This window comes from Streptacidiphilus anmyonensis (genome assembly GCF_000787855.1).
GTDB classification, from domain to species: Bacteria; Actinomycetota; Actinomycetes; order Streptomycetales; family Streptomycetaceae; genus Streptacidiphilus; species Streptacidiphilus anmyonensis.
Map to the genome: position 1 here is coordinate 64,729 of NZ_BBPQ01000005.1, position 11,880 is coordinate 76,608.

Annotated in this window: 9 protein-coding genes; 4 read left to right on the forward strand and 5 right to left on the reverse strand. The window is 74.6% G+C overall.

Annotated features, from left to right (window positions below; all coding sequences use genetic code 11):
* The first annotated feature begins 38 nt into the window (after positions 1 to 38).
* Positions 39 to 746 (forward strand): SDR family NAD(P)-dependent oxidoreductase, encoded by a 708-nt coding sequence (locus TR50_RS07820; protein ID WP_042416559.1) that lies wholly within the window; start codon positions 39 to 41, stop codon positions 744 to 746.
* A 58-nt stretch (positions 747 to 804) separates the two neighbouring features.
* Here TR50_RS07820 and TR50_RS07825 read toward each other — a convergent pair whose 3' ends face one another.
* Together TR50_RS07825 and TR50_RS07830 are read right to left on the reverse strand one after the other, a co-directional pair.
* On the reverse strand, positions 805 to 3,783 hold the full coding sequence (locus TR50_RS07825; RefSeq protein WP_042416562.1) for an aminotransferase: 2,979 nt from the start codon (positions 3,781 to 3,783) through the stop codon (positions 805 to 807).
* 134 nt (positions 3,784 to 3,917) lie between these two features.
* On the reverse strand, positions 3,918 to 4,316 hold the full coding sequence (locus TR50_RS07830) for a hypothetical protein (RefSeq protein ID WP_152648305.1): 399 nt from the start codon (positions 4,314 to 4,316) through the stop codon (positions 3,918 to 3,920).
* A 66-nt stretch (positions 4,317 to 4,382) separates the two neighbouring features.
* On the opposite strand from TR50_RS07830, the gene TR50_RS07835 reads away from it, so the two are divergent.
* On the forward strand, positions 4,383 to 5,249 hold the full coding sequence (locus TR50_RS07835; protein WP_042416568.1) for a Gfo/Idh/MocA family protein: 867 nt from the start codon (positions 4,383 to 4,385) through the stop codon (positions 5,247 to 5,249).
* 349 nt (positions 5,250 to 5,598) lie between these two features.
* Here the strand turns inward: TR50_RS07835 and TR50_RS07840 are convergent, their stop codons facing one another.
* From TR50_RS07840 to TR50_RS07850, 3 genes are all read right to left on the reverse strand, one after another.
* Positions 5,599 to 6,420 (reverse strand): amidase domain-containing protein, encoded by an 822-nt coding sequence (locus tag TR50_RS07840; protein WP_042416571.1) that lies wholly within the window; start codon positions 6,418 to 6,420, stop codon positions 5,599 to 5,601.
* A gap of 240 nt (positions 6,421 to 6,660) precedes the next feature.
* Positions 6,661 to 8,196, reverse strand: a complete 1,536-nt coding sequence (locus TR50_RS07845; protein WP_042417035.1) for a glutamate synthase subunit beta — start codon at positions 8,194 to 8,196, stop codon at positions 6,661 to 6,663.
* Positions 8,197 to 8,315: 119 nt separating this feature from the next.
* On the reverse strand, positions 8,316 to 8,855 hold the full coding sequence (locus TR50_RS07850; protein ID WP_042416573.1) for a CGNR zinc finger domain-containing protein: 540 nt from the start codon (positions 8,853 to 8,855) through the stop codon (positions 8,316 to 8,318).
* A gap of 100 nt (positions 8,856 to 8,955) precedes the next feature.
* Between TR50_RS07850 and TR50_RS07855 the strand changes: the two genes are divergently transcribed.
* Together TR50_RS07855 and TR50_RS07860 are read left to right on the forward strand one after the other, a co-directional pair.
* The gene (locus TR50_RS07855) at positions 8,956 to 10,506 is read left to right on the forward strand and encodes an FAD-dependent monooxygenase (RefSeq protein ID WP_042416577.1); all 1,551 of its coding nucleotides are present in this window, start codon (positions 8,956 to 8,958) and stop codon (positions 10,504 to 10,506) included.
* Positions 10,507 to 10,699: 193 nt separating this feature from the next.
* Positions 10,700 to 11,767 carry an alpha/beta hydrolase gene (locus TR50_RS07860; protein WP_439654204.1) on the forward strand — a complete coding sequence of 356 codons (1,068 nt, stop codon included), beginning with the start codon at positions 10,700 to 10,702 and terminating at the stop codon, positions 11,765 to 11,767.
* Positions 11,768 to 11,880: the final 113 nt, after the last annotated feature.

Here is an 11,880-nt window from a genome sequence, read left to right on the forward strand (position 1 = left end):
GTCGAGCCCGGCAAGGGCCCTGGGGCACGATGGTGCGTATGACGACGACACTGATCACCGGGGCCAACAAGGGCCTCGGCTTCGAGACCGCCCGCCGCCTCCTCGCGGACGGCCACACCGTCTACCTGGGCAGCCGGGACGCCGGACGCGGCCGCGCCGCGGCGGAGCGCCTCGGCGCGCGCTTCGTCCAGCTGGACGTCGACGACGACGCCTCGGTCGAGGCGGCCGTGAAGACGGTCGAGGCGGACGGCGGGCTGGACGTGCTGGTCAACAACGCCGGCATCGAGGTCTACGGGGCGGACGACGGCGTCATCGGCGCGGCGGAGCTCACCGCCGAGGTGATGCGGACCGTCCTGGAGACCAACGTGGTGGGCCTGGTCCGGGTCACCCACGCGTTCCTGCCGCTGCTGGCGCGCTCCGCCGCGCCGGTCGTGGTCAACGTCAGCAGCGGCCTGGCCTTCGTCTCGGAGGTGGCCGACCCGACGAGCTCCCGCTACCACTACCCCGGCGTCGCCTATCCCGCGTCCAAGGCGGCGGTGAACATGATCACCGTCCAGTTCGCCAAGGCGTTCCCCGGTATGCGGATCAACGCCGTGGAGCCCGGCCACACCGCGACCGACCTGAACCGGCACGTGGGACGCCAGACGGTGGAGCAGGGCGCCGAGGTCATCGTCCGGATGGCCTCGATCGGTCGCGACGGCCCGACGGGCGGCTGCTTCACCGCGGACGGCCCGCTGACCTGGTGACCGCCCGGGGCCACCGCCCTGGTGACCCGCCCAGGGCCGCCGCCCTGGTGACCCGCGCTCAGTGGCCCAGTTCGCTCAGCGCGCGGTCGAGCGTCGCGGTGAAGAAGTCGACGGCCTCGGCGTCGATGCACAGCGGGGGCTTGATCTTCAGCACGTTGAGGTGGTCGCCGGTCGGCTGGACGACGACGCCCAGGCCGAGCATCCGGTCGCACAGCTCCGCCGTCTCCTCCGTGGCCGGTTCCAGCGTCGCGCGGTCGCGGACCAGTTCCAGACCGAGGTACAGCCCCGAGCCGTGGACGGCGCCGACGAGCGGATGACGCTCGCCGAGCGCCTCCAGACCGGCCTTGAGCCGTGCCCCCACGCGGACGGCGTTGCCCTGGAGGTCCTCGTCGCGCAGCACGTCGAGCACGGTGCTGCCGACGACGCTGGAGACGGGGCTGCCGCCGGTCGAGGAGAAGAAGTAGCCCTGGTCCCGGTAGCGTTCGGCGACCGCCCGTGAGGTGATCACCGCGCCGAGCGGGTGTCCGTTGCCCATCGCCTTGGCGACGCAGACGATGTCGGGGACGACGCCCTGCTGCTCGAAGCCCCAGAACCAGTGGCCGAGCCGGCCGTAGCCGACCTGGACCTCGTCGGCGACCGCCAGGCCGCCGTGGCGGCGGACGGCCGCGTAGAGCTGCTCCAGATAGCCGTCGGGCAGGGCCACGCCGCCCGCGTTGCCGTAGAAGGTCTCCGCGACGAAGGCCCCCGGGGCCCGCCCCGAGGCGGCGAGGTCCTCGATCACCCGGACCGCCTCGGGGGCGTAGCGGACGGCCTCGGCGCCCCGGTGGCGGCCCCGGTAGGAGTTGGGCGAGTCCACGGTGTGCACCCAGTCGGGCCGCGTCTCCAGCGCGTTGGGGTTGTCCTGGAGGGAGGTGGAGACGGCGTCGGAGGCGTAGGTCCAGCCGTGGTAGGCCTCGCGCAGCGCCACCACGTCGTGCTGCCCGGTCGCGCCGACGGCCAGGCGGATGCCCAGATCCACGGCCTCGGAGCCGGAGTTGACGAGGAAGACGGTGTCCAGCGGCTCGGGCAGCAGCGCGGCGAGGCGTTCGCTGAAATCGACCACCGAGGCGTAGTGGAAGCGCGAGTTGGTGTTCAACCGCCGCAACTGCCGCGCCACGGCGCGCTCGACGGCGGGGTGGGCGTGGCCGATCGCGCTGACGTTGTTGACGATGTCGAGGTAGGCGCGGCCCTGGTCGGAGACCAGGTGGTGCCGCCAGCCGCGCTCGATGCGCGGCGGGTCGTCGTAGTAGTGCCCCTGCACGGCGGCGAAGGACGCCGCGCGGCGGGTCAACAGGTCGCCGTCCTCGGTCCGCCCGGCGCCCGGCAGTCCCAGCAGGGGCGTCGGGTCGGCGGTCAGCGCGAGCCAGCCCGCGGCGTACTCGGGCCGGACCAGCGGCGGCACGTCCGGGGCCTCGGCGGCTTGCAGCGCGACGCGGACGCGGACGCCGCCAGTCAGGGAGAGGAGCGGATCGCCAGGGTGTGCGTCGGCGCCTGGAACGATCAACGTGCGGCCCTCGTCGTACGCCAGACGGAGCGTCAGCTCGCCGCTCCCGAGGGCGAGGTCCAGTCCGTCGTCCTCGGCGCGCAGGACGCGCCCGGCCACGGGGGCCCGCAGGACGGCGTCGCGGCCGAACCAGAGGTCCAGGCCGGTGGGGACGGTCGCCGGCGAGGCGGCGGCGAGCACCCGCGCGCGGCTCGACCGCGGCCGGGCGTAGGGCGCGAGGACCGCGGCCGCGCCGCCCGCGAGCAGCGCGCCCGCGAGCCGGTCCTCGACGCCGCCCTCCAGCCACGCGCCGTGGTCCATGGCATCGGCGTCGGCGGAGAGGTCGAGCAGGGCGACGTCGGTCGGCTTGAGGTCCGCGACGAGCGGCGTGGCGCCCCTGACGATCCCACCCTCGACGACCCCATCCTCGACGACCCCGCGCGCGAGGTCCGCAGCGAGCGGGGCCAGGCCGAGGCTGTCCAGGATGAGGCCCGTCATCACCTCCGTGGGGACGCTCGTCGCCTGCTCGAAGATCCGCCATTCGCGGTCCAGGGCCGCACGGGCGTAGGCGTTGCCCTCGCCGTCGATCGCGGCCTGCTGGCGGCCGCTGGCCACGAGCGTCGCGGCGCGCAGGACCACCAGCGGCCACAGCGCCCGCGCCTCGGCGGCGCCCAGCGGGCGCTCGGCGTGGAAGGCCCGGACGGCGGGCAGCACGTCATGCGGCTCCACTCCGTCGTGGTGCAGCAACGAGGAGAGCGGGATGGCGAGTTCGGTGACGGCCCAGCTCGTGGCGACGTCGCCGAAGTCGATGACGCCGTCCGGGGTGCGCACCGGGTCGCCCACCGCGGCGACCAGGTTGTCGTCGGTCAGGTCCATGTGCACGGCCTGGCGCGGCAGTTGCGCGCGCAGGGGGTCCAGCCCGCGCCACGCGTCCTCGGCGGCGGCCGCGACGGCGGCGCGCTGGGCGGGGTCGGCGACGTGGGGCAGCAGCAGGGCGACGACGCGGTCGGCGTGCTGGAGGTCCCACTGCAGCACCCGGTCGAGCCCGGGGTGGCGGAAGTCCCGCAGGGTGGCGCTGACCCGGCCGGCGATCCGGCCCATCGCGGCGACGGCGCGCGGCGAGAGGTGGCGCGGACCGGTGAGCGTCCCGCCCGGCAGATGCCGCAGCAGCCGGGCCGTGACCGGCCCGGACGCGGTCTCCACGACGGCGGCCCGCGCGGCTCCGTCGGCCGCGCGCAGCACGGTGGCGACGCGCAGGCCGGGGTGGGCGGCGGCAATCCGGTCCGCCGCCTCGTCCTGCGCCTCGATCTCGGCGGGGCCGAACGCCGGGTTGGCGATCTTCAGGACGGCGACGGCCGACCCGTCCTCGCCTCGCACCAGGAAGTTCGCGTCCTGCTGGCTGCCGAGCTCCTCGACCGGCCCGTCGAGGCCCAGGTCCGCGGCGATCCGCCGCGCCTGCTCGGCGCCGACCTGCGGCGCGGGGAGCGCCTCATGGGCGAAGAAGTCGATGGTCATCTGCGTTCCCGGCGGTTCGACGGCGTGGGCGACCCTCCCACCCTACAACCCGATCACGCGAAGGACGAGCTTGTGGCAACTGATTCGATCGTCCAGACGATCGAATCACGTGCGGGACGCCATACCTCCGACCGCTACCGTGGGGCCCGCTCGGCGATGGCGCGGTTGATCCGCCCGATCAGGTCGCCGTGCTGCGCGAGCATCTTGACGGTGACCGGGACGGTGACGCTGCGGCCCGGCGGGCGCAGCGCGGTGAAGGTGAGCGTGGGCGGCGTGGCGCTCCGGCCCCGCCCGGACCCGGCCGTGACCTCGATCGGGCGCATCGACCAGACCTGGAAGGAGTGCACCCGCAGGCGACGCCAGTAGCGGTGCCGCACCGCCTGGACCGGGCGGATCGGCCACCGGCCGTCGACCCGGAACCTCCGCCGGTAGCTGCGCAGCCCCCAGCGGAGGCGGATCACGGTCACGGCGTCCCCCGTGTAGATGATCTCGCAGTGGCGGCAGCGCATGCTGATCTCGTGGCTCAACCCCATGACGAGCACCCCCGCCGTCCACGATCCCCTGTTCCCGCGCCGGAGGACAGACCTTAGGCTGCGCCCATGAGTGATCGTCTGACGGTGGGACTGGTCGGGGCCGGGCCGTGGGCCGGGATGGCGCACGCACCGGCGCTGGCGGCCGGGCCCACGACGGAGCTGGCCGGGGTCTGGGCACGGCGCACGGAGGCGGCCGAGGAGCTGGGCGCACGCTTCGGCGCGCCCGCCTTCGAGCGGCTGGAGGAGCTGTTCGACGCCTGCGAGGCGGTGGCGTTCTGCGTGCCGCCGGACGTGCAGGCCGAGTTGGCGCTGCGCGCGGTCCGGGCCGGCAAGGCGGTGCTGCTGGAGAAGCCGCTCGCGCTCCGGCTGGACGACGCGCGGCGCCTCGCGGACGCGGTCGGCGAAGCGGGTGTCGTCTCGCAGATGGTGCTGACCGCCCGCTACGCGGCGTCCACCCGCGAGTTCCTGACGCGGGCCCAAGCCCTGCGGCCCATGGGCGGCGTCGCCGTCTTCACGGGCGCGCTGGCCGACAGCCCGTTCGCCACGCCGTGGCGGCTGGAGCGGGGCGCACTGCTGGATCTCGGCCCGCACCTGGTGGACCTGCTGGACGCGGCGCTCGGCCGCGTCGTGTCGGTGCGCGCGCAGGGCGACCCGCTCGGCTGGGTGGCCCTGACGCTGGAGCACGAGGGCGGCGCACTGAGCCAGGCGGGCATGACGGCGTTCGCCGGCGGCTCCCTGCCCGCGCCTCGGGTGGAGGTGTTCGGCGCGGGCGGGCACGCGCGGCTCGCCTGGCCGGAGGAGCTCAAGGAGCCGTTCGGGCAGATGATCGCGGAGTTCGCGCAGGCGGTCCGCACCGGCGCGAGCCACCCGCTCGACGCCCGCCACGGCCTGCGCCTGCAGGAGCTGCTGGCGCAGGCCGAAGCCCAGCTCTGACGCGCGTGCGCGGCCAGCCACGCGCGGGCTCCGGGGCCGACAGGCCCGAAACCCCGCGCGGGCGACGGCCTCAAGGGCGCGGGGCGCTGCCGATCCGCGGCTCCGCCGCGTAGGCGCGACCAGCCACGCGCGGGCTCCAGGGCCGACAGGCCCGAAACCCCACGCGGGCGACGGCCTCAGGGGCGCAGGGCGCTGCCGATCCGCGGCTCCGCCGCGTAGGCGCGACCGGCCGCCCACCCACCTGGCGCACCGGACGTGCAGGGCCACCCGGACGCCGGTGGCCTCCCGCGCAGAACCTCAGGGCGCAGACCTCAGGGGCTCAGACCTGCGCGACTGAGGCCTCCGCGACTCAGACCTGCGGGCCGGCCGGGTCGGTGACCAGCGCCCGCGGCGCGAGCGGCGCGTTGGTGGTCGGCGGCGTCTGCACCGGCGGGAACGGACCGTGCAGCGCCTCCTGCTCGATCGTCCACGTCCACACCTCGGCCAGCGCGTTCGGCACGAGCTGGACCAGGTGCGAGGGCGCGAAGTAGTGGTAGCCGTAGTCGAGTCGGGCGTGGTTGTGCCCGTCGACCAGCGGCTCGCTGGTGGCCGTGGCCGCGGTGGCGACCAGACCGGTGTGGCTCTTGGTGCCGTCGGGACCCGCGTAGGTGACCACGACGTCGCCGGGCTTGGCCAGCTCGGGGTGGTCGCCGAGGTCGACGCCGATGCCGCTGTCGTGCAGGTAGTCGTACAGGTTGTGGTACTGCGGCAGATCGGAGATCAGCAGCAGGTCGTACACCTCGCCGTTCGGGGCGTGGTAGGTGAAGTAGTCGTTCTGCGGCGCGTCGGGGCTCAGGCCCGGGATCAGCCCGGCCGCGGCGAGCGAGCGGGCGACGAACTCGGCGCACTGGTAGTTCGGCTGGTCGGCTCCGCCTGCGACGGGCGTGCTGTCGTTCCACGCCGTCCAGTTCCAGTGCGCGTCGGCGTAGCGCACCTCGGCGGCGCGCATCAGCGCGTCGATCGGCGACTCGTCGGCCGAGGCGTGGCGGTGCGTCGACGCGGACGTGGTCCTCGGCGCCGCCGAGGCCGACGCGGCGAGCGCCGGACCGGTGGCCAGCGCGAGCGCGGCGACGAACGCGGCCGCGGCGAGGCGCCGGCCGCCGGGCAGGCGTCGGCCGTTGGTGTGACTCATGGAAGTCCCTTGCGCATGCGACGTCCCGCGCGGCGGGGAGGCGGCCGCGCACGGGCGGACGTCAGTCGATCATGTGCCCCCCACCCACTTGACTACCTCAACCACCCCGCGCGTTGCCCCCACGACGCAGTTGAAGGGTGAGAGTTCGGTAAGCACACGGATCATCAGAGTCCGTATGCCGACGGGCCGCTGTGCGCAAGCCGTTCGGAAGCTGTCGCGACGCCGTAGGGCCGCCCCGCCTCACAGGGCCATCGGCCGGTCGCCCGGCACGACCGGCATCGGCAGCGAGGTGACGCCCCGCGGGCTGAGGTAGGCGTCGACGCAGGCCGCCGCGGCGCGGCCCTCGGCGACGGCCCAGACCACGAGGGACTGCCCCCGGCCCGCGTCGCCCGCGACGAAGACGCCGGGCCGGCCGCCCGAGTAGGCCGCGTCGCGCGCGAAGGCGCCGGCGGGGGTGGTCCGCAGGTCCAGTTGCTCGGCGAGGCCGTGCTCGGGGTTCTCCGGTCCGCTGAAGCCGAGGGCGAGCAGCACCAGGTCCACCGGGATGGTCCGCTCCGTGCCCGGCAGCGGCCGCCGGGTGCCGGTCTCGGCGTCGGCCAGGCTGAGCGACTTCACCCGGCCGTCGGCGTCACCCTGGAAGCGGACGGTCGCGGCGGAGAACACCCGCACGTCGCGCAGCGCCTCCTGCTGCGGCAGACCGCTGCTGTCGCCAGCCAGCACCGCGCCGTCGCGGACCAGCTGCTGCCCCTCCTGGTGGGCCGGGCTCATCCGGTGGACGCGCGCGTGCACCGGCCAGGGCTCGTCGTCGGCGCGGTCGACGCCGGGCTGCGGCTTGATGTCCAGCTGCACCACGGAGGCGGCTCCCTGCCGCAGTGCGGTGCCCAGGCAGTCGGCGCCGGTGTCCCCGCCGCCGATGATCACGACATGGTGGCCCTCGGCGCTGACGGGCGGCCGGTCGTAGTCGCCCTCCTGCACCCGGTTGGCCTGGACCAGGTACTCCATCGCCTGGTGGACCCCGGCCAACTCACGCCCGGACACCGGGAGTTCGCGAGCAGCCGTGGATCCGACCGCGACCACCACCGCGTCGTGACGCCGCATCAGCGCGCCCGCGTCCACCTTGCCGCCCACGTCCATGCCGGTGCGGAAGACCGTCCCCTCGGCGGCGAGCTGGTCGAGCCGCCGATCGAGGAAGTCCTTGTCCATCTTGAACTCGGGTATGCCGTAGCGCAGCAGGCCGCCGACCCGGTCGTCGCGCTCGTACACGACGACGGTGTGTCCGGCGCGGGTCAGCTGCTGCGCGCACGCGAGCCCGGCGGGGCCCGAGCCGATGACGCCCACGCTCTTTCCGGAGAGCCGCTCCGGAGCCTGTGGGCGCACCCAGCCCTCCGCCCAGGCCCGGCTCGCGAGCGCCGCCTCGACGGCCTTGATCGTCACGGGTGCGTCGTCGATCGCGAGGACGCAGCCGCTCTCGCACGGCGCGGGGCACAGGAACCCGGTGAACTCGGGGAAGTTGTTCGTGGCGTGCAGGCGCTCCGCGGCCTGCCGCCAGTCGTCGCGCGCGACGAGACCGTTCCACTCCGGGATGAGGTTCCCGAGCGGGCAGGCGTGGTGGCAGAACGGGATGCCGCAGTCCATGCACCGGCTCGCCTGCTCCTCGACGATCGGCAGCAGCCGGCCGGGCGCGTGCACCTCATGCCAGTCCTGGACGCGTTCCGGCACGGGCCGCAACGGCCACTCCTGGCGCGCCGTCCGCAGAAAGTCCCAGATGTCGGGGATGTGGCGTTCATCCACAGCTCAACGGTAGGTCTCCCCGGCCACGCGCGGCAAAAGCTCGGCCTCCGGCCCGCCCGGGCCTCGACCCGAGCCTCGTTCTTCCCGGGACGCGCCGGGGCTGCTCACCGGCCGTGCTGCCGGCGGTGCGCGGTGACACGCACCCGGGTGCCGCAGCGGGGTGAGCAGTAGCGCTGCGGCGACCGGCGCCCGGTGTCGACGAAGTACCGGTCGCAGTCGGGCGCGGCACAGCGACCCCAGGCGCAGCGGCCGCGTTCGGCCAGCCAGAGCGCCAGGGCGAGCGCCGCCGTGGACAGCAGCCAGTGGACCGGGCCGGCGTCCTGCGGGGTCCGCGCGTGGACCGCCCAGGGGCGGTCCGGGAGCCGGACCAGACGCGGCTGGGACGGGTACCGGTCGAGCAGCGCGTTGACGGCCTCCGCGGCCCGGTCCACGTCGTCCGAGTCCAGCACGGCGCCGAGCAGGGCGGCGGCCTCGCGCAGCTCCGGTACCCGGGCGTCGGCGAGGCGCAGGGCCTGGCCGCCGTGGCGCTCCGCCAGGGACTGGAGCCCCGCCGTCGTCACCTCGGCGCCGCCCTGGAAGGCGTTGACCAAGTCCACCAGGAAGTACAGGCCGAGCGGCCTGCCGCCGACGGGTTCCGGGTCCATGCGTGCCGTTCCTCTCCTCGTGGGCTGCTGCCGCCCCGCCGCACCATGGTAACGTCTAAAACGAGTTTTGCCGTTACTACGTGGAGGGGCGGTTCTCGTGATGGCGTCGGAGACGTCGGTGCTGGTGGTCGGGGGCGGCCCGGTCGGTCTGACGCTGTCCTGCCTGCTGTCGGGCCAAGGGGTCGACCACATGCTGGTCGAGGCCCACCGCACGACCTCGCCGTTCCCCAAAGCCCGGGGCGTCGCGGCGCGCTCCATGGAGATCTTCCGCCGCATGGCGCTGGAGGAGGAGGTCCGGAGGGCGGGCCTCCCGGCCGAGCACGTCTGCTTCTACCGGGGCCGCGACCTCGTCGACCCCGACTTCGTCCGCACCGGCCTCGGCCCGCGCCCCGAGGGCGCGGACGAGCACACGCCGTCCCCGGGCCTGCTCTGCTCCCAGGACGCGCTGGAGCCGATCCTGCTGCGGCGCGCCACGGATCTGGCGGGCCGTCGGATCCGGTTCGGCACGCGCCTGCTCTCCTTCGCCGAGGACGGCGCGGGCGTGCTCGCCGTCGTCGAGGAGACGGGCTCCGGCATCCGGCACCGGATCCGTGCGGACTGGCTCGTCGGGTGCGACGGCGCGGCGAGCGCGGTACGCGACGGCGCGGGCATCGCGATGGAGGGCCCCACCGGGCTGGGCCGCTACCTGAGCATCCGCTTCGAGGCGCCCCTCGGCGACGTCGTGCGCGACCGCGCCAGCGCCTCGTACTTCCTCACCACCCCCGGCCGGGGCGGGTTCCTGGCCGTGGACAACGACCGCCACTGGATCTACCAGCATCCCCTCACCGCTGAGGACGCCGGACCGCCGGCCGCACCCTCGGAGCACGACCGCCTGGTCGACCTCATCCGCGCCGCCTCCGGCGTCCCCGACCTGGACGTGACGGTCCGAGACACCGCGACCTGGCGCATGGACGCCCGACTCGCCGCCGACTACCGCCGCTCACGCGTCCTGCTGGCGGGCGACGCCGCCCACGTCATTCCGCCGACCGGCGGACACGGCATGAACACCGGCATCGGCGACGCCGACAACCTCGCCTGGAAGCTCGCCGCCGTCGCCTCCGGATACGCGGGCGAGGCTCTGCTGGACAGCTACGCCGCCGAGCGACGCCCGATCGCCCGTCAGGTCATCGACATCTCCACCGACAACGCCCGCAACCGCGACAGCTACCGCATCGACGACGAACTGCTGCTCACCGCCGCCTACCGCTCCACCGCGGTCTCCCCCGGCCCCGGCACGCACCACGAGCCCAGCACGCTCCGTGTCGACGGCCTCCACCCCGGTTGCCGTCCCGGCGCGCGCCTGCCCCATGTACGCCTCGCCGACGGCGCCTCCAGCCTCGACCTCCTCGGCCCCGGCTTCACGCTCCTCACCGCCGCCGACAGCCCCGCCTGGCTGCGGCAAGCCGAAACCGCCCGGCAGGCCGGGGTTCCGCTGACGGTGCGCCCCGTCCCCGCTGACGCCTCATCCACCCGCGCACCGTGGTCCCGCCTGCTCGGCGAGGCCGTCCCCACGGCCGCCGTCCTCGTCCGGCCCGACGGACACGTGGCCTGGCGCGGCAGCGACCCGCTGACGGACCTTCAGGCCCTGCTGCGACGCCTTCTCGCCCGCTGACCCCGGCGGGGCCCCGGCCCCGCCCGCCACCGGTTGCGGCCCGCGCGCCCGCGGCGGCCACGCGCGACGGCGGCGCAGATGACCCTCTGATCGACCCCATCTATGCTGTTTTCGTCTGGTTTCAGCCGGATGATCCTTTCCATGCGGTGATCTGCGCAGCCCCGCGCTGCCGAGCGGCGCGGGAGGTGCGTGGGTGTTGAGCCTGACCGGGTCCGGTCTGCTGTGGCTGCTGGTGGCCTGCGTCGTGGTGTCCGTGGCGGCCACGGTGGCGCTGTGGAACCGGGTGCGCGGTCACCGCGTGCTGCGCGTCGTGCAGCGCGTGCTGCTGATCCTGCTGTGCCAGGTGACGGCGATCGCGCTGGTCGCCGCGTGGATCAACAACAACTACGGGCTCTACACCACGTGGGCCGATCTGTTCGGGAACGAGAGCGGCGCCACGGTGGCGATGCCGGGACCGCCCGCGGGACGGGCGGTGTTCACCCGGGCGAGCGACGGCACGCTGCAGACGTACGTCCACGGCGAGGTCTCCCACCTGTCCGGGCAGGTGCTGGTGTGGACTCCGCCCCAGTACGACCAGCCGGCCTACCAGCACACGGCCTTTCCGGTGATCATGCTCCTGCACGGCGTCCCCGGCTCGCCCACCTCCTGGACCGAGGACGGCGGCATGCCCTCCGCACTCGCGCGGATGACGGCCGACGGCGCGGTCCGGCCCGCGATCGTGGTGATCCCGGTCATCGACCCGGCCGGCGTCGACACCACCTGCAGCGACGTCCCCGGCCACGCGAACGCCACCTGGCTGGCCGTGGACGTGCCGACGCTCGTGCGCGACCACTTCCGTGTCCTGCCGGGCCCGCAGGGGTGGGGCCTGGCCGGGCTCTCCACCGGTGGTCTGTGCGCCGTGAAGCTGGCCATGCAGTATCCGCGCCTCTTCGCCGCGGGCGCGGCCATGGACCCGGACCCGTTCACCGGAGACGCCTCCGCGCTGCCCGATCCCACCACCCGCCTGCACAACAGCCCGCTGTGGCTCGCCGGCCAGAAGCCCGACGTCTCGCTGCTCCTGGCCACCAGCGCCCAGGACCCGATCAGCCCGGTCGGCAACCTGGTCTCCCTCCAGGACGCGATCCAGCCCCCGACCACCGTCGCGCCGCTGCTGATCCTCGCCGAGGGCGGCCACAACTGGGGGACCTGGCAGCGGATGTACCCCACCGTCTTCCCCTGGCTCAGCCTGCACCTCGCCGCGCCGGGCCCCGAGCGGCACTGACCTCCACCGTCTGACCTCGACCGTCCGACCTCCGGCGCCTGCTCTCCACCGTCTGCCGCTCCCGGCGCGACACCGGCCAGGCGGCGGACAAGGCTGGGAGGCGGCACCCGGCC

What these genes read in the sequence shown, in the direction of transcription:
- TR50_RS07820 (WP_042416559.1), top strand. Translation starts at nt 39, where the DNA reads ATGACGACGACACTGATCACCGGGGCCAACAAGGGCCTCGGCTTCGAG.
- TR50_RS07850 (WP_042416573.1), bottom strand. Translation starts at nt 8,855, where the DNA reads ATGGACCCGGAACCCGTCGGCGGCAGGCCGCTCGGCCTGTACTTCCTG.
- TR50_RS07840 (WP_042416571.1), bottom strand. Translation starts at nt 6,420, where the DNA reads ATGAGTCACACCAACGGCCGACGCCTGCCCGGCGGCCGGCGCCTCGCC.
- TR50_RS07825 (WP_042416562.1), bottom strand. Translation starts at nt 3,783, where the DNA reads ATGACCATCGACTTCTTCGCCCATGAGGCGCTCCCCGCGCCGCAGGTC.
- TR50_RS07855 (WP_042416577.1), top strand. Translation starts at nt 8,956, where the DNA reads ATGGCGTCGGAGACGTCGGTGCTGGTGGTCGGGGGCGGCCCGGTCGGT.
- TR50_RS07830 (WP_152648305.1), bottom strand. Translation starts at nt 4,316, where the DNA reads ATGGGGTTGAGCCACGAGATCAGCATGCGCTGCCGCCACTGCGAGATC.
- TR50_RS07835 (WP_042416568.1), top strand. Translation starts at nt 4,383, where the DNA reads ATGAGTGATCGTCTGACGGTGGGACTGGTCGGGGCCGGGCCGTGGGCC.